The following is a 17,550-nucleotide window of genomic DNA, read 5'->3' as shown; positions in this document are numbered from 1 at the left end:
TCACATCCCGTCCGGTCCGCGCGAAATGGCCGCCACGCCGGTGCGCGACACTTCGACGAGGCCGACGGGGCGCATCAGCTCGACGAACTGGTCGATCTTGGAGGGCGAGCCGGTCAGCTCGAAGGTGAAGCTCTCGGTCGTGGCGTCGACGACGCGGCCCCGGAAGGCTTCCGACAGGCGCAGCGCCTCCATGCGGTTCTCGCCCTTGCCCCGCACCTTCACCATGGCGAGCTCGCGCTCGACGAAATGGCCCTTGATGGTGAGATCGGTGACGCGGTGCACCGGCACGAGCCGTTCCAGCTGGTGGCGGATCTGCTCCACGGCCTCGGGCGTGCCGGAGGTCACGATGGTGATGCGCGACTGGTGCTCGGCATGCGCCACTTCGGCGACCGTCAGGCTCTCGATGTTGTAGCCACGCCCCGCGAACAGCCCGACCACGCGGGCCAGCACGCCGGGCTCGTTGTCGACGAGCACCGACAGCGTGTGGGGCTCGGTGTTGGAGGTGGCCAACGCCGACGAATAGGGCGAGGGCGGGGAGGCGGGCGGCGGCGTGAGCGCGTTCATGGGGTGTCTCGGTCGGTGGAGGTGGCGCCCTTCTCCCCTCCGGGGAGAAGGTGGCCCGGAGGGCCGGATGAGGGGTTCTCGGGTGCGGGTATGCGGAAGCGGTCGTGAGGGGTGAGACGCTTCTCGACCGCGGCCAGAATGGTCTCGCAGACGTCGGCGATCCCGCCGGCGACCTCATGGTTCCAGAACCGGAGGACGCCGAAGCCTTGGCTCAGGAGGAAGGTGTCCCGGAGGTGGTCCCGGAGGCTCTCCGCATGTTGCGAACCGTCGAGTTCGACGATCAGCATCGCGTCACGGCAGGCGAAGTCTGCGAAGAAGGGACCGACAGGCAGTTGCCGGACGAACTTGTAACCGCCGAGGCGGCGGTCCCTGAGCTTGCTCCAGAGCCAACGCTCGACATCGGTCATGTCGCGCCGCAGGGAGCGGGCGCGTCGGGTGGCCGATGCTGGACGTTCCATGCCCCCCGATCCCCTCATCCGGCCCTTCGGGCCACCTTCTCCCCGGAGGGGAGAAGGGCGGCGCTTCCCCGCGTCAGACCCGGCTTCGCCGGGCCACCTTCTCCCGTTTCACGGGAGAAGGAGCATCAGCTAGACCAGCATCTTGCCCTTCTCGTCGATGACGGCGCCGAGGTCGGGGGCGCCCCAGTCGTCGATGCCGGTGGGGAGGAGCATCTCGTTGTGGGCCTTGCCCGACGGGATCATCGGGAAGCAGTTCTCTTCCCGCTCCACCACGCAGTCGAAGATCACCGGGCGGGGCGTGTCGATCATGCGCAGGATCGCGGCGTCGAGCTCCCCCGGGTCGTCGCAGCGGATGCCGACGCCGCCATAGGCCTCGGCCAGCTTCACGAAGTCGGGCAGGGCTTCGGAATAGCTTTCCGAGTAGCGCGAGCCGTGCAGCAGCTCCTGCCACTGGCGCACCATCCCCATGTAGCTGTTGTTGAGGATGAACACCTTCACGGGCAGGCGATACTGCAGCGCCGTCGACATCTCCTGCATGTTCATGAGGATCGAGGCTTCGCCCGCCACGTCGATGACGAGCGCCCCGGGATGCGCCATCTGCACGCCGATGGCGGCCGGCAGGCCGTAGCCCATGGTGCCGAGCCCGCCCGACGTCATCCAGCGGTTGGGCTTGTCGAAGCCGTAATGCTGGGCGGCCCACATCTGGTGCTGACCGACCTCGGTGGTGATGTAGGTGTCCCGGTCCTTCGTCAGCTCGTAGAGGCGCCGGATGGCGTGCTGGGGCTTGATGGTGGTGCGGGAATTGGTGAAGCCGAGCGAGTTGCGGCGGCGCCAGCCCTCGATCCGCTCCCACCAGTCCGCCAGGGCGGCGCGGTCCGCCCCGTGGCCCTCCGAGCGCCACAGCCGCACCATGTCGTCGAGCACGAAGCCGCAATCGCCCACGATGCCGAGATCGACCTTGACGACCTTGTTGATCGACGACGGGTCGATGTCGATGTGGATCTTCTGCGAGCCCGGCGAGAAGGCGTCGAGCCGCCCGGTGATGCGGTCGTCGAAACGGGCCCCGACGGCGATCATCAGGTCGCAATCATGCATGACGTGGTTGGCTTCGTAGGTGCCGTGCATGCCTAGCATGCCGAGCCAGTTCGGCCCCGAGGCCGGGTAGGCGCCGAGGCCCATCAGCGTCGACGTCACCGGGAAGCCCGTCAGCGCCACGAGTTCGCGCAGCAGCTTCGAGGCTTCCGGACCCGCGTTGATGACGCCGCCGCCCGTGTAGAACACCGGCCGCTTGGCCGCCGCCATCATGGCGACCGCCTGGCGGATGCGGTCCATCTCGCCCTTGACCACCGGCTGGTAGGTGCGGTGGACGATGTTCTGCGGCCCCACATAGGTGCCGGAGGCGAACTGCACGTCCTTGGGGATGTCGATGACGACGGGACCCGGCCGCCCGTGCGACGCGACCCAGAAGGCCTCGTGCAGGATGCGGGGCAGGTCCTCGATGCGGCGCACGAGGTAGTTGTGCTTGGTGCAGTGGCGCGTGATGCCGGTGGTGTCGCACTCCTGGAACGCGTCCGAGCCGATGAGGTGGGTCGGCACCTGGCCGGTGATGCAGACGAGCGGGATCGAATCGAGCAGCGCGTCGGTCAGCGCCGTCACGGCGTTGGTGGCGCCGGGCCCCGACGTGACCAGCAGCACCCCGACCTTGCCGGAGGAGCGGGCATAGCCTTCGGCCGCATGGCCGGCGCCCTGCTCGTGCCGCACCAGCACGTGCTTGACGTTGGGATGCTGGAACAGGGCATCGTAGATCGGCAGGACGGCGCCGCCGGGATAGCCGAAGATCGTGTCGACGCCCTGGTCCTCCAGGGCGGCCACGACCATCTCGGCGCCGGTCATCTGTCTCGACATGGGGAAGCTCCAGGCTCAGATCGTCAGGAATTTGGGCAATAAAAAAGGCCCGCGAGGGGCCTGGGTATGCGCCGAAAGCGGATGCCGAGACGTCAGTCTCGATCCGCTCCAGGCGCCAGAATTACGATAAGGTTCGTCGACATCGCCGCCACACTCGCTGCTATCGCAAAAGGGCTAGCACCGGTCGCAGCCGTCGTCAAGCGCCGGATCGGGTGCGGATCCGGCGCTGCCCCGCCTCAGTTCCGCGGCCATGAGAAGTCGTCGGCCCGCCCGGGCCGGGGCGTCGCGGGTTCGGCGGCGGGCGGGGCGCCCTGCGGGGGCGCGAGGCTGGCCAGTTGCCCGTCGGGCGCCGTCGGGGCGGCGGTGAGCGGCAGCACCGGGCCGGCGGCGGGCCCGCTCGCCGGACCCGGCCCGGCCGCCGGTTCGGGCTGGCCGGCGGCCCGGGCGGCTTCCCGCCGGATCTGGGCGTTGACGTCGATGTCGAGGGCCGCATCGAAGCCGCGGGCGCGGTCGATGGTGAGGCTCGCGACGTCGTTGGCGCTGGCCGCGGCCGTGGAGCGGCCGAGCCGCGCGACCTCGGGCGCGAGGAAGCTGGCGAGCTTGCGCGCGCCGGCGCGGGTGAAGCCGAGCCCGTCCGCCCGGCGCAGCTTGACGGTGGCGCCGTCGACGTCGGGGCCGACCGGGCTGTAACGGCCGGCATCGTCGGTGAAGCCGTCGAAACTGTCGACGTAGCTGGCGCCGTCCTTGGCGGCGCGATCGCGGATGATGCCGTTCTGGCGCACGAGATCGGCCGACAGCGTGGCCGAGCGCACCGCCGGCAGGCCCATCCACACGAGCGGGACGCCGGCGTCGCGGAACAGGGCCGAGATGGCGTCGACGCGCTCGCCGTAGAGCCGCGCCCAGCCGGGCGTGCCGGGCTCGAAGCGGCCCGAGGCGTCGGACAGCGGGTCGCGGTCGTCGGTCCCCACCATCATCACGGCGAGGGCCGGACGGTCCGGGCGCGCCAGGCGCTCGCGGATCGTGCCGAGGGACTCGGCGTAGCCGGGACGCGTGAGCCCGAAGGCGTCGCCCGTCGTGCGCGCCACCACGACGGTCGGGTCGGGATCGAGCCCGTCGGCGAGGGCGGTCGCGAAGCGGTCGCCCACCACCAGCACGAGGGGCGGCGCCGGTCCGGGCCTGGCCGCGGGGCGGCCGGGTGCAGCCTCGCCCGCCGGGCGGCCGGCCGCAGCCTCGGCCGCCGCCGCCGGCGAAACCGCGCCGGGCAGCACCGTCGCGGCCAACAGCACCGTCGCGGCCGAAAGTGCCCGCGCGGCGGGCGCGGCCCATCCCGCGCGGGGGCGGCTGTCGATCATGCGTGTCACGGGACCCTGCAGCTCAACCAAGCCCGGTCCTCACCGGGTCTGCGCCACCGTAGCGCCGGGCCAGCGACCCTTCAACGGACCCCAGCCGGCGATGCGGTCGCCGAGCAGGCAGACGCCGAGCGCATAGGAGGTCGCGTTGTTGTAGCTCTTGATGACCTTGAAGTTGGGCGTGACGAGGAAGGCCGGCCCGGCCGCGCCCGCGGGGCGGAGCAGGGCGGCGCGGCCCTGGCGCGGCATCTCGCCCCCGTCGGCCCGGCGCAGCCCGCGGTCGGCCCAGGTGGCGAAGGGCACGTAGTGGTCGGGCGGGCTCGCCATGCCGCCGCCCGGCAGCACCACTTCGTAGCCCCAGGTCTCGCCCGGGATCCAGCCGTGCTTGCGCAGGAAATTGGCGGTCGACCCCACGGCATCGGGCACGCTGGTCCAGATGTCGCGCCGCCCGTGGTTCTCAAAATCCACCGCATAGGGCTTGAAGTTCGAGGGCATGAACTGCGTCTGGCCCATGGCGCCCGCCCAGGAGCCCATCATGTGGGCCGGGTCGACGTGGCCTTCCTGCAGGATCACCAGGGCCTTGATGAGTTCGGTGCGGAAATAGGCGCCGCGGTAGCCCGCATGGGCCAGGGTCGCGAGGGAGCGGATGACGTAGTCGTTGCCCGTGTAGGTGCCGTATTTCGTCTCGAGCCCCCACACCCCCATGATGATGTAGCGGTCCACGCCGAAGCGGTCCTCGGCCTTGGCGAGCCAGCGCGAGAAGGTCGCGTATTTCTCCTTGCCGAGCGCGATCCGCTTCTCCGACACGGCGGTGTCGAGGTATTCGCCGACGGTCTTGCGGAACTCGGCCTGGCTGCGGGTCTTCTCGATCACCGCCGGGTCCGGCGTGACGCCCAGGAAGGCGGCGTCGAAGGTCGCCCGCGACACGCCGTGGGCCCGGGCCTCGGGCCAGAGCGACCGGACGAAGGCGTCGAAGTCGACCGTGCGGGCCGCGGCCGCCCGGGCCGGCACCGGCGCGGCCACCGCCAGGGCGGCCTCGGTGGCGGCGAGCCCGAGCACGGCCAGGACGGCGCAGCGCAGCTTCTTCGACGTGACAGACCTCGCCATGACGGCACCCCGGATGTCCTGCGGCCGCATGTCCGGCCCTGACGGAGCCTAGGGCGGCACCGGTTGACAACCCGTTCACCATGCCGCGGTAAGAGCCTCCCGATCGAGGCGGCGAGGACGGCGGAATGGTGGTGGATCGACGCAACATCCTCGATGCTGCCTGGCGAGGCGCCCTGGTGCTGGGCGTCGCCGCGGGAACGGCCGGGCGCGCCCTCGCCCAGGCCGGAAGCCTGTTCCCCTTCACGGCCGACGACGGCCGTCAGGTCTACAACTACCGCCTGCCGTCCGACCTCTCGACCGAGGGCCTGCCCGGGGTGGTGTGGACCGGCGCGCAGCACCCCGACGTGATCCTGGTCGAATATTTCGACTACAATTGCCCGTTCTGCCGCAAGGCCGAGGGGGACCTCGACGCGTTGCTGCGCATGAACCCGGGGCTGCGGCTCGGCCTCGTCAACAACCCCATCCTGAGCCTCGGCTCGGTCCAGGCCGCCAAGGTGCAGCAGGCCGTGCTGCGCGGCGCCGGGCCCGCCAAGGCCTATGCCTTCCACCAGGCCGTCTACGCCAAGCCCGGCCCCATCGACGGCCCTCTCGCCCTGGCTGTGGTGGGCGAGATGGGTCTCGACGCCAAGGCGGTCGAGGCCGCCGCCGACCTGCCGCAGGTGGGCGCCGTCATCCGGCGCCAGGTGGACCTCGCGCGCTCGCTCGGCTTCGAGGCGACGCCGTCCTTCTCGCTCGGCAACATCGGCATCCTGGGCTACCCGGGCCCGGACGCGATGCAGAAGGCCGTCGCCGACATGAAGCGCTGCGACAAGCTCGCCTGCGGCTGACCCGGCGCGGGCGCGCCGGCTCGGGTCTCGGAGCCGGTTCCGACCCGGGCCCGGATGCCGTCCGCAACCGCCGACGGCATCACCTCCGTTTCCGGGGTTACGCGCGATCGTCCAGGGACGTTCAGCCCCCGAGCCGGTCGCGATAGAAGGCGTCGACCGCCGCGGCGGCGCGGTCCGGGTCCTCGCGGTGGGGGAAGTGGCCGAGCCCGGTGAAGGGTTCGAAGTCGAGATCCGCGAAGGTGTCGCCCAGCGTGTCGCCCCAGGCGGCGGGGAGGATCGGGTCGCGGTCGCCCCAGCGCACGCAGGTCGGGACCGCGATGGGCGCCGGCTTCGGCGCCTGGCCTTCGAGCATGCGGATGCGGTCCGCACCCTGGCTGATGTACCAGTTGAAGCCGCCCTGCAGGTTGCCGGGCTTGGCGAAATTGTCGGTGAAGCGCTCGACCGTGTCGTCGTCGAAGGCCGCCGGGTTGCCGCCCGCCCAGTGGCGCAGCATCGTGCCGATATAGGTCCGGATCGTGTCGCGCGAGGCCCCCACCAGCTCGGCCGCCAGCGGCAGCTGGTTGAAGCTCTGGTACCAGATCTCCTTCAGCATCGCGGGCGCGCCGCCGCGCGGGCCGATGCCGGGATGCGGGCAGTTGAAGAAGAACAGGCCGGCGAGCCGCTCCGGTGCCAGCCGGGCGAGGCTTTGGGCCGCGTAGGCGCCGACGTCGTGCGACACGACCCCGACGCGGCCGAGCTTCAGCGCGTCGAGCACCGCCAGGGCGTCGCCGGCATGAACGCCGGGGCCGACCTCGGCGGAGCGCCCCTCGGGGTGCTTGTCGCTGTCGCCGAAGCCGCGCAGGTCCGGCGCCACGCAATCGTAGCCCAGCGCCGACAGCCGCTCCATCACGGGCGACCACGTCCACCAGAACTCCGGCCAGCCGTGCAGGAACAGCAGCGTGCGGCCGTCCCCGGTGTCGCGGCCGCCGGCCTCGGGACGCTCCAGCGCCTCGAGCCGGGCGACGTGGAGGCGCGTGGTCCCGTGCGTGACGGTCTCGTGCTTGGGAGGAAGGATGTCCATGGCGCTGGGTTCCCGTGCTCGCCGGTGGGCGATCGGAGGTCCCAACGTGCGAGACGCCGTTTGGGGACCGTCCATGCCGTCACGAAACATCCGGGCAGGCGCGGCGGCGCGTCCCGCGGCGGCGCGTCCCGCGGCGGCACGGATCGTGAAAGGGTGGCGGGCGCCGGCCGTCGTCGTCGCGTGCCGGAGCCGCATCCTTGAGCAGTCCCCATCCCGTCCGCGCCACTGCCGAAGGCCGCCGCCTGGCCGAGATCGCCGATGGCGTCGCGTGGCGGCGTTGGGGGCCCTACCTCGGCGAACGGCAATGGGGGACGGTGCGCGAAGACTACAGCGCCGAGGGGGACGCCTGGGGCTCCTTTCCGCACGACCACGCGCGCTCGCGCGCCTATCGCTGGGGGGAGGACGGGCTCGCGGGCTTCTGCGACGACCAGCAGCGCTGGTGCCTCGGCGTCGCGCTCTGGAACGGGCGGGACCCGATCCTGAAGGAGCGGCTCTTCGGCCTCGCCAACGGGGAAGGCAACCACGGCGAGGACGTGAAGGAGGTCTACCACTACGCGGATGCGACGCCGACCCATTCCTACAACCGCTTCGTCTATCGCTACCCGCTGGCGGCCTTCCCCTACGCGGAGCTGACGGCCGTCAACGCGCGGCGCGGCCGGGACGAGCCGGAATACGAGCTGCCCGACACCGGCGTGCTCGAGGGCGGCGCCTTCGTCGACGTCACGGTCGAATATGCCAAGGCGGGGCCCGAGGACCTGCTGATGCGGGTGTCGCTGCGCAATGCGGGGGCGGCCCCGGCGCGGCTGCACGTGCTGCCGCAGCTCTGGGCGCGCAACACCTGGTCGTGGGCCGGCGATGCGGAGCGCCCCAGCGCCGGCCGCACCAGCATGGAGGCGGCATCCGCCAAACGCGCCTGGATCAGCCCGGCGAGCGACGGCTCCGTCCTGGCGCAACGGCCCGAGATGCCGGCGCGGCGCCTGTCGATCGACCGGGCCGTGCCCTGGCGCTTCACCGAGAACGACACCAACCGCCCGCTGCTCTTCGGCGAGGAGGCCGAGGGGCCCTTCAAGGACGGCATCAACGCCCTGGTGGTCGAGGGGCGCGAGGATGCCGTGACGGGTTCGGGCAGCAAGGTCGCCGCCCATGCCGTGCTGACGCTGCCGCCCGGCGGCGAGGCCGTGCTGCGGTTGCGCTTCCGCCCCGCCGCCGATGCCGCCCGGCCCTTCGCGGATTTCGACGCGACGATGGGGCTGCGGCGCCACGAGGCCGACGCCTTCTTCGCCGCCCTGCAGGAGGGCATCGCCGATCCCGCCGCCCGCGCCGTGCACCGGCAGGCGGTCGCGGGGCTGCTGTGGTCCAAGCAGGTCTATATCTTCGACGTGCCGGTCTGGCTGAAGGGCGACCCCGTCAACCCGCCGCCGCCCGCTTCCCGCCGCCGCGGCCGCAACGCCGATTGGGAGCACCTCACCAACGCCGACGTCATCCTGATGCCGGACAAGTGGGAATACCCCTGGTACGCCGCCTGGGACCTCGCCTTCCACTGCGTCGCCATGGCGCCGGTCGACGGTGCCTTCGCCAAGGACCAGCTGTTGTTGCTGCTGCGCCCCTGGTACCAGCATCCCAACGGCCAGCTGCCCGCCTACGAGTGGAACTTCGGCGACGTGAACCCGCCCGTCCACGCCTGGGCCGCCTTCCGGGTCTTCGAGATCGACCGCGCCACGACCGGCGTGGCCGACACCGCCTTCCTCGAGCGCATCCTCCACAAGCTGATGCTCAACTTCACCTGGTGGGTGAACCAGAAGGACGCCGGGGGCCGCAACATCTTCCAGGGCGGGTTCCTCGGCCTCGACAACATCGGGCCGTTCAACCGCTCCGAACCCGTGCCGGACGGCGGCATCATCGACCAGGCCGACGGCACGGCCTGGATGGCCATGTATGCCCTGAACCTGCTGCGCATCGCGCTCGAACTCGCGCAGGTGAACCGCGCCTACGAGGATATCGCGACGAAGTTCTTCGAGCACTTCATGGCGATCGCCGGCGCCATGGCGCATATCGGCGCCGACGGCGTGTCGCTGTGGGACGATGCCGACGGCTTCTTCTATGACACGTTGCGCCAGCCGGACGGCCATCACGTGCCGCTGCGGCTGCGCAGCATGGTGGGGCTGATCCCCATCTTCGCCGTCGAAGTGCTGGACGAGAGCGTCTTCGCCAAGCTGCCGGACTTCACCCGGCGCCTGCGCTGGCTGCTCAAGTTCAGGCCGGAGCTGGCCGCGCTGGTGTCGCGCTGGAACGAGCGCGGCGAGGGGGAGCGCCACCTGCTCTCGCTGCTGCGCGGCTCGCGGCTGAAGCGGCTGCTGCGGCGGGCGCTCAGCGAGACCGAGTTTCTGTCCGATTTCGGCCTGCGCTCGCTGTCGAAGGCCCACGGCGCCGAGCCCTTCATCCTCGACCGGGGCGGGGCGCGCTACACCGTGGAGTATACGCCGGGAGAATCGACCAGCGGCCTGTTCGGCGGCAATTCCAATTGGCGCGGCCCCGTCTGGATGCCGCTGAACTTCCTGCTGATCGACGCCCTGCGGCAGTTCCACAGCTATTACGGGCCGGAGTTCACGGTCGAATGCCCGGTCGGCTCGGGGACCATGCTGGACCTCGGCGAGGTCGCCGACGAACTGGCCCGCCGCCTCGCCCGCCTCTTCGTGGGCGAGGGCGGGGGCCGGCCGGCCGCCCTGGCCCGGGCGGCGGCGCGCGGCGGCGTGGTCGAGAAACACGGCCTCTTCCACGAATATTTCCACGGCGACACCGGCGAGGGGCTCGGCGCCTCCCACCAGACTGGGTGGACGGCGCTGGTCGCCAACCTGCTGATGCGGCGCGCGCCGTGACGGTTCGGGAGGGGCGCCGCCGTTACTTCACCACCAGCCGGGCCACCTGCCAGGCCGAGCGGCTGTAGAAGATCTGGCTCTTGAGTTCGGGCTCGCTGTCGTAGGGATAGACCACGAAGAGCGGACCCTTGTCGCGCACCGGCATGTATTCACCGTTGCGCTTCAGTGCCAGGATGGCGTGGTGCTTGGCGAAGTCCTCCATGGGGATCTCGGTCGTGTAGTCGTTCAGCGCATAGGCGACGACGCGCTGGCCCTTGGCGCCCACGTCGGCCATGAGCTTGTCCATGGGCACGCCCTCGAACGTCATGGGGCCCTGGTACCAGGGCGTGCTCGTCACGATCGTCACCATGCCGAGCTTCTCCAGCATGGCGCGGTCGAACTGGGCGGTGTCGCCGCTGTTCGTCTCGGAGATCTGGCCCGAGATCGTCAGGATCGGCTTGCCGGTCGGCGCCGGCAGGGTGCCGGCCCGGGCCGCCTGCCCGGCGGGCAGGGCCATGAGCAACAGGAGTGCCAGAGATGCGCGCTTCATCTGGGAGTTGAACATCGGTGGTGTCCTCGATATTGATTCCGCTCTCAGGAGTCGGACGGATTTGCTAAAGAAACGTTTTTGCACCGGCGAATCCATTGATGTCACAGAACCGATGTCAATGTAGGAAACGCAATCTTCACGAGTCTCTGTGTTCCTACTCAAAGCGACAGCGCTGAGGGTTGATGCCGTGAACAACATCGTCGAGGCCGTGGCGGCTGCGAGCCTGGGTAACCAGGCGATCGCCGGATATATGCGGGAGTCCGATAAACTGGCGATGCGCGACGCTGCGGCGCGAAAGCTCGAAGAGCTGTTCGACGTGCTGATGATCGACCATCGCAACGATCACAATACGCGCGACACACCGTCCCGCGTGGCGAAAATGTTCGTCGAGGAGATGATGAAGGGGCGGTTCTCCTCGCCGCCCAAGATCACCGACTTCGACAACGTCGAGCGGTGCGAGCAGCTGATCGTGACGGGCCCGATCGAGGTCCGGTCGACCTGCGCCCACCACCTCATGCCGATCTTCGGCCACGCCGTGATCGGCATCCTGCCGGCGCCGGACGGCAAGATCATCGGCCTGTCGAAGTACGACCGCATCGTCGACTATTTCTCGTCGCGGCTGCAGATCCAGGAGGAGCTGGTGAAGCAGATCGAACGCTTCATCGTCGACAACACGGCGCCGCGCGGCCTCGCCGTGCGGATCAGCGCCGTGCACATGTGCAAGAGCCATCGTGGGGTGCGGGCGTCGCGGGCGAGCCGCATGGTCAACACGACCTATTACGGCGACCTCGCCAGCGATCCGCAGCTCAAGTCGGAGTTCCTGCAGGAATGCGCCATGCTGGAGCGCAGCGCCGGTTGAGCGCGCCGACACTGGAGCGCCTTCGCCTTCGGCGAATTCGCTCCAGCTCTCGAATGGCGAGCAGTTCCATCGGCTTGGAGTCGCCAAGGCGACTCGGAGAAAGCCGATACTGCTCTAGCGGAGGGTCACACAGGTGAACCAGCTCTTCGATCCCGCCGGCCTCGAGGTCGATCCCGCCGCGGGCGGGATCTATCGCTCGACCAAGACCTACGACCACAACGAAGGGCTGTCCTGCACCTTCCGCCAGTGGCGTGCCGGCCATTCCCATTGCCGGCTTCTGCACGGCTACGCGCTGGCCTTCAAGTTCGTCTTCGCGGCGCGGGAGCTCGACGACCGGCACTGGTGCTTCGACTTCGGCGGGCTGAAGCCCGTGCGCCAGTGGCTGCACGAGATGTTCGACCACACGCTCCTGGTGTCGGAGGACGACCCCGAGCGCGCGCGGCTCGAAGCGCTCGGCGCGGCCGGGCTGGCGGATGTGCGCATCGTTCCCGCCGTGGGCTGCGAGGCCACGGCGCGGATCGTCCATGCCAAGGTGGGCGAGATGGTCCGCTCGGCGACGCAGGGCCGCGTGTGGCTGGAAAGCGTCGAGGTCCGCGAGCACGGCGGAAACTCTGCCCTCTTCTCCCCCGCCTGAGAGAGGCGAGCCGCCGCCATGTCAGGAGCGACCCTCGACCTCAGCGTGCCGCGCCGGCGTGACGTTTGGTCGATCAGGACCGGGAAGTTCGTCTTCTTCGGCGCCATGTGCGTCCTGCTGGCGGCTGCCGGTCTGGTGTCGTCGTTGATCTCCCAGCGCCAGGACGCGCTGAAGCAGGTGTCTCGCTACAACATCTGCTGGCTGGCCAGCCAGGCCAACGGGGAGTTCGGGCGCCTCGAGGAGCGCATCGCTTCCGCCGCGGTGCCGGGCTCGGGCGTCGATGCCGACGAGGTCGGGCTGCGCTACGACGTGTTGGTGAACCGCGTGTCCGTCATGGCGCAGGGCGAGTTCCACGCCTTCACGATGCTCGACCCCGACGACGAGGCCACGGTGCGGGACCTCGCCATCGCGGTGACGCGGCTGCAGCCGATGATCGACCGGATCGACAAGCCCGGCGTCGGCCGGGCCGCCCTCGCCGTCATGGAGCCGCTCGACGCCCGCCTCGTGGCGCTCGCGGCTTCGGCCAACCGCTACGGCAGCGAGAAGGTCGCCGAGGACCAGCGCGAGCTCGTGCGGCTGTTCTGGATCTTTTCCGCCGTCGTGGCGGGGCTCTTCACCTTCGGCACGGCCCTGCTCCTGGCCGTCGGCTGGCACAACCGCCAGCTCCTGCGGGCCCGGGACGGGCTGAACACGCTGGCCCGGGACCTCCGCCGCGCGTCCGACGGGCTGGAGCGCGCCAACGGCGAGGTCAGCACGGTCAATGCCGAGCTGCAGCAGCGCAACGAGGTCCTGCAGCGCCGCGACCGCGAGATCGGCATCCAGAACGCGCGGTTCGACGCGGCCCTCAACAACATGTCCCAGGCGCTCTGCATGGTGGACGCCGGCGAGCGGCTGGTCGTGTGCAACCAGCGCTTCTCCGACCTCTTCGCGCTGGCCCTGACGCCGGTGCCCGGCATCCTGTTCTCCGACCTCATCGCGCGGAGCCGGGACCCGAACCTGTCGAAGCTGCATGCCCGCCACCGCCAGCTCCAGGCGCGCGGCATCGCGGCGGGCTTCGTCCAGGACGACGACGAGCACCGCATCGTCTCGGTGTCCCACCAGCCCATGCCGGACGGCGGCTGGGTCGCCACCTACGAGGACATCACCCAGCGGCGCCGCGACGAGGCGCAGATCACCTACCTCGCCCATCACGACGGGCTCACCGGCCTCGTCAACCGCTTCTTCTTCGGCGAACAGCTCGACGCCGCCATGGCCATGGCCGAAACCGGCGGAACCTCCTTCACGGTCATCTGCCTCGACCTAGACGGGTTCAAGAACATCAACGACAGCTTCGGCCACCATGTGGGCGACGCGCTCCTGCGCGAGGTCGGCCGACGGCTCGGCCATGCGGTGCGGGAGGGCGATATCGTGGCGCGGCTTGGCGGCGACGAGTTCGCCATCCTGCAGCTCCGCGGCGAGTCCGGGCCGAGCGGCAAGGCCCTGCCCGACAGGCTGCTGCACATCCTCGGCGAGCGCTACGACATCGACGGGCTCGTGCTCTTCGTCACGGCCAGCATCGGCGTCGCTAGCGCGCCGGGCGACGGGGCGAGCGGCGACGAACTCATGAAGAACGCCGACCTCGCGCTCTACCAGGCCAAGCTGCGCGGCAAGAACCAGGCGCTGGTCTTCGAGCCCGACATGGACGCGGCCCGCCAGTCGCGCCGCGCCCTCGAGATCGACCTCAGCCTGGCGCTGACCAACGGCGAGTTCGAGGTGTTCTTCCAGCCGCTCGTCTGCGCGCGCGCCATCTCCATCGTGGGTTTCGAGGCGTTGCTGCGTTGGCGCCACCCGGTGCGGGGCCTCGTGTCGCCCGCCGTCTTCATCCCGGTCGCCGAGGAGATCGGCCTCATCGGGGAGATCGGCGCCTGGGTGCTGGGCGAAGCCTGCGCGCAGGCGGCGCGCTGGCCGCGGGACCTGTCGGTGGCGGTCAACCTGTCGCCGGCCCAGTTCCGCTCGCGGGACCTCGTCGGCACCGTCAAGGACGCGCTGCTGCGCTCCGGCCTGAAGCCGACGCGGCTCGAACTCGAGATCACCGAAAGCGTGCTGCTGAGCGACAGCGACGGCTCGCTCGCGGCCCTGCACGAGCTGCGCAGCTTCGGCATCCGCATCGCCATGGACGATTTCGGCACCGGCTATTCGTCGTTGAGCTACCTGCGCCGCTTCCCCTTCGACAAGATCAAGATCGACCAGTCCTTCGTGCGCGAGATGTCGACGCGGCCGGATTGCATCAAGATCGTGCGCTCCATCGCGGCGCTGGGGGCGAGCCTCGGCATGACGACGACGGCCGAGGGCGTCGAGACGCCCGAACAATTCGCCCAGCTCCAGGCCGCGGGCTGCGACCAGGTGCAGGGCTATCATTTCGGCCGACCCGAGCCCGTCGGCCGCATGATCTTCGAACTGTCCGCCCCCACCCTGCAGGGTCTCGCGGCCGCCTGACCGCCGCCGGCATGCCCCGCCAGTGCGGGGCCGCCGCCGACACGCGCCGGCTCCGTGACACCGGCCGCTTCGAGGGCTCCGGCGTGCCGCTACGCCACGCCAATCGCGTAAAGGTCGTGGATGTGGAGGATGCCCACCACGGTCCCGTCGGGGTCGACGACCGGCAGGACGCTGCGGCGCTGCCCGTTGAGCAGGGCGAGCGCCTGGGCCGCCAGGGCCTCGGTGCCGATCGTCAGGGGATGGCGGCTCATGACCTCCTCGACCCGGAGCGCCATCAGCCCCGGGCCCATGTGGCGGCGCAGGTCGCCGTCCGTCACGATGCCGGCGAGCCGCCCGCCGGCATCGTCGACGCAGATGCAGCCGAAGCGCTTGCCCGTCATCTCCATCACGGCCTCGGCCATGCCGGACCCCGCCGTCACGCGCGGGACGGCGTCGCCCACATGCATCACGTCGCGCACGTAGGTGAGCTGGCTGCCGAGCTTGCCGCCGGGGTGCAGCGTCTTGAAATCCCGGGCCGAGAAGCCGCGCGCCTCCAGCAGCGCCACCGCCAGCGCGTCCCCCATGGCGAGCTGCATGGTGGTGGAGGTCGTGGGGGCGAGGCCGTTGGGGCAGGCCTCCTCGCTCTTCGGCAGCGTCAGGCACAGGTCGGCCTGGCGGCCCAGCGCGCTGTCGGGGTTCGACGTCACCGCCACGAGCGGCAGGGCGAAGCGCCGCGCATAGGTGATGACGGCGGCGAGTTCGGCCGTCTCGCCCGACCACGACAGGGCCAGAACGGCGTCGTCGGCGTGGATCATGCCGAGGTCGCCGTGGCTGGCCTCGGCGGCATGGACGAAGAAGGCCGGCGTCCCCGTCGACGCGAGGGTGGCGGCGAGCTTGCGGCCGACGTGGCCGGACTTGCCCATGCCGGTGACGACGACGCGCCCCCGGAGGCCGAGGAGCAGGGCGACGGCGGAGCTGAACTCGTCGCCGAGCCGCGGGGTGGGGCCCGCCAGCGCCGCCTCCAGCGCCGCGATGCCGGCCCGCTCCAGCCGCAGCGTCCGCAGGGCGGAGACGATGGCGGGCGACACGGCGGGACCGGGGACGGGCAGCGACATGCCGGCCCCATACCACCGCGGCGACCGCATTGCACGCCACGACGACACGCCCCGACGCGCGGGCCATGCGGCGCCGCGGCCTGCCGCGCAACCGGGCGTTAACCATGCCCCGTCAATGTTCCGGTCATCGCTGCAGGTCTCCGGAAAGGGCGGGCGCCACGTGTCTTCGAGGAATCGCCGCCCGGCCGGATGCGGATGGATGCTGCAGGTCGCCGGCCTCGCCGCCGCCGTCGCCGCGGTGGCGCCGGCCTCCGCGCAGCAGACCAGCGGCGGCCTGTCCACGACCATCCCGTCGCTGCGCGGATCGGTCGACGGCGCCGCGGGCGGGGCCGCGGCCGTCGGCGGCGACCTCGACGCCGCCGGCGCTCCGCCGCCCGCCCTGCCGGGCGCCGACCCGGCCGGCACGTCGGCGGCCGGCGGCACGCCCGCCGCTCGGCCGCGCGGCCGTTTCGCGCCGCCCAAGGGCACCGCCAAGACCGAGGACCGTGTCAGGAGGCCGCGTGTCGGGCCGCCGCCGCTGCCCGAACTCCAGGCCTATCCGGCCTCGCTGCGGCTGCGCGGCTCCGGCGCCGCCATCGACACGGTGGGCGACGCGCTCCGCCCCGGCCCCACGGTGGCGGCGCTGCCCATCACGGCGCGGCTGCGCACCCGCATCGACGACACGCCCTTCGACGCGATCGGCTACGATGTCGGTTCGCTGCGCCTCACCCCCTACGTCACGCAGAGCTTCGGCTTCGATTCGAACCCGGACCAGATCCAGACCGGGCTGCGCCCCTCCGCCTTCGAGCGGACCGAGGGCGGCTTCGGCCTCGCGTCCCAGTGGTCGCGCAACCAGCTGACCGCCAGCTTCCACGGCGGCTACGACGCCTTCTTCTCCGCCCCCGAAGCCAACCGCCCCGACGCCGTTGGCCTCGCCGACTACCGCTTCGACGTCGACCGCGACACGACCCTCGATGCCGAGGCCCGCTTCGCCCTCGACACGCAGCGGGTCGGCTCGCCCGAGGTCGTCAACGGCGCCCAGGGCCGCCCCCTCATCTCGACCTTCGGCGGCGCGGTGGGCGGTGCGGAGCAGTTCGGGCGGCTGGACCTCGCGCTCCACGGCTCGCTCGACCGCACCGCCTACGACAATGCCCAGGGCACCGGCGGCGTCCTGCAGGACCTCGCCAGCGAGAACTTCAACGATGCCGGCCTGCGCCTGCGCGCGACCTACGAGATGACGCCGGTGCTGCGGCCCTTCGTGGACCTCTTCGCCGACGACCGCCTGCACGACAGCGACCTCGACTACACCGGCTACCGACGGGATTCGGTCGGCGCCACCGGGCAGGTCGGCTCGACGTTCGAGCTGACGCGCCTGTTGTCGGGCGAGGTTTCGGCCGGCTACGGCGGCCGCAGCTACGAGGACGCGCGGCTGAAGAGCATCGCCAGCCCGGTGTTCAACGGCGCACTCAGCTACGCCGCGACGCCGCTGACCGCCATCAGCTTCCGCGCCGCCACGAGCTTCGACGAGACCACGGTGGCGGGGGCGTCGGGCACCGAATCCAGGTCGGTCACGCTGGAAGTCACCCACGCGCTGATGCGCAACCTCACCATCACGGGCGCGATCTCGTATCTCAATACCGAATACGTCGGCGTGCCCATCACGGAGAACACCCTGTCCGAGACGCTCAAGGCCGAGTATCGCCTGTCGCGCTCGCTCGTCGCCACCGCCAGCTTCAACCACGAACGGCTGAACAGCACGTTGGCGGGCGCGAGCTTCGGCCAGAACGTGGCGCTCTTGGGACTGCGCTGGCAGCGGTGAACCGCCCGGGGTAGG

14 protein-coding genes are annotated in these 17,550 nt (G+C 70.8%); 6 read left to right on the top strand and 8 right to left on the bottom strand.

The window, feature by feature from the left end:
- The 5 genes from ilvN to D3272_RS14285 form a co-directional block, all read right to left on the bottom strand.
- The gene (gene ilvN / locus D3272_RS14305) at positions 1-564 is read right to left on the bottom strand and encodes an acetolactate synthase small subunit (protein WP_129219872.1); all 564 of its coding nucleotides are present in this window, start codon (positions 562-564) and stop codon (positions 1-3) included.
- Positions 561-1,022 carry an endonuclease domain-containing protein gene (locus tag D3272_RS14300; protein ID WP_129219871.1) on the bottom strand — a complete coding sequence of 154 codons (462 nt, stop codon included), beginning with the start codon at positions 1,020-1,022 and terminating at the stop codon, positions 561-563. The genes ilvN and D3272_RS14300 overlap by 4 nt, the downstream gene beginning before the upstream one ends.
- 129 nt (positions 1,023-1,151) lie before the next feature.
- The gene (locus D3272_RS14295) at positions 1,152-2,927 is read right to left on the bottom strand and encodes an acetolactate synthase 3 large subunit (protein ID WP_129219870.1); all 1,776 of its coding nucleotides are present in this window, start codon (positions 2,925-2,927) and stop codon (positions 1,152-1,154) included.
- A 236-nt stretch (positions 2,928-3,163) separates the two neighbouring features.
- Positions 3,164-4,279, bottom strand: a complete 1,116-nt coding sequence (locus D3272_RS14290; RefSeq protein ID WP_129219869.1) for an SGNH/GDSL hydrolase family protein — start codon at positions 4,277-4,279, stop codon at positions 3,164-3,166.
- Positions 4,280-4,318: 39 nt separating this feature from the next.
- Entirely contained in the window at positions 4,319-5,383 is a 1,065-nt protein-coding gene (locus D3272_RS14285; protein WP_165361355.1) for a lytic murein transglycosylase, read from the bottom strand.
- Between the two features lie 125 nt (positions 5,384-5,508).
- Between D3272_RS14285 and D3272_RS14280 the strand changes: the two genes are divergently transcribed.
- Entirely contained in the window at positions 5,509-6,210 is a 702-nt protein-coding gene (locus D3272_RS14280) for a DsbA family protein (RefSeq protein ID WP_129219867.1), read from the top strand.
- 121 nt (positions 6,211-6,331) lie between these two features.
- Here D3272_RS14280 and D3272_RS14275 read toward each other — a convergent pair whose 3' ends face one another.
- Complete coding sequence (locus D3272_RS14275) at positions 6,332-7,264, bottom strand: alpha/beta fold hydrolase (RefSeq protein WP_129219941.1); 933 nt, start codon at positions 7,262-7,264, stop codon at positions 6,332-6,334.
- A 203-nt stretch (positions 7,265-7,467) separates the two neighbouring features.
- Between D3272_RS14275 and D3272_RS14270 the strand changes: the two genes are divergently transcribed.
- Positions 7,468-10,146 (top strand): MGH1-like glycoside hydrolase domain-containing protein, encoded by a 2,679-nt coding sequence (locus tag D3272_RS14270; RefSeq protein WP_129219866.1) that lies wholly within the window; start codon positions 7,468-7,470, stop codon positions 10,144-10,146.
- Positions 10,147-10,168: 22 nt separating this feature from the next.
- Here D3272_RS14270 and D3272_RS14265 read toward each other — a convergent pair whose 3' ends face one another.
- Entirely contained in the window at positions 10,169-10,675 is a 507-nt protein-coding gene (locus D3272_RS14265) for a putative pterin-binding protein (RefSeq protein WP_346432577.1), read from the bottom strand.
- 187 nt (positions 10,676-10,862) lie between these two features.
- On the opposite strand from D3272_RS14265, the gene folE reads away from it, so the two are divergent.
- The 3 genes from folE (at position 10,863) to D3272_RS14250 (ending at position 14,643) form a co-directional block, all read left to right on the top strand.
- Positions 10,863-11,534 carry a GTP cyclohydrolase I gene (gene folE, locus D3272_RS14260; protein WP_129219864.1) on the top strand — a complete coding sequence of 224 codons (672 nt, stop codon included), beginning with the start codon at positions 10,863-10,865 and terminating at the stop codon, positions 11,532-11,534.
- 133 nt (positions 11,535-11,667) lie between these two features.
- Complete coding sequence (locus D3272_RS14255; RefSeq protein WP_245496571.1) at positions 11,668-12,168, top strand: 6-pyruvoyl trahydropterin synthase family protein; 501 nt, start codon at positions 11,668-11,670, stop codon at positions 12,166-12,168.
- Positions 12,169-12,186: 18 nt separating this feature from the next.
- Positions 12,187-14,643: a putative bifunctional diguanylate cyclase/phosphodiesterase gene (locus D3272_RS14250; protein ID WP_129219863.1), complete on the top strand. Its 2,457-nt coding sequence runs from the start codon at positions 12,187-12,189 to the stop codon at positions 14,641-14,643.
- Positions 14,644-14,732: 89 nt separating this feature from the next.
- Here D3272_RS14250 and D3272_RS14245 read toward each other — a convergent pair whose 3' ends face one another.
- Positions 14,733-15,737, bottom strand: coding sequence for a KpsF/GutQ family sugar-phosphate isomerase (locus D3272_RS14245; protein WP_129219862.1), 1,005 nt, complete (start codon positions 15,735-15,737; stop codon positions 14,733-14,735).
- A gap of 199 nt (positions 15,738-15,936) precedes the next feature.
- On the opposite strand from D3272_RS14245, the gene D3272_RS14240 reads away from it, so the two are divergent.
- A complete protein-coding gene (locus D3272_RS14240; RefSeq protein ID WP_129219861.1) occupies positions 15,937-17,535 on the top strand; it encodes an outer membrane beta-barrel protein in 1,599 nt (532 codons plus the stop codon).
- Positions 17,536-17,550: the final 15 nt, after the last annotated feature.

The organism is Lichenibacterium ramalinae (assembly GCF_004137085.1).
GTDB lineage: Bacteria > Pseudomonadota > Alphaproteobacteria > Rhizobiales > Beijerinckiaceae > Lichenihabitans > Lichenihabitans ramalinae.
The sequence above is the reverse complement of the archived record's forward strand: the minus strand, read 5'-3'. Positions and strand labels throughout refer to the sequence as shown.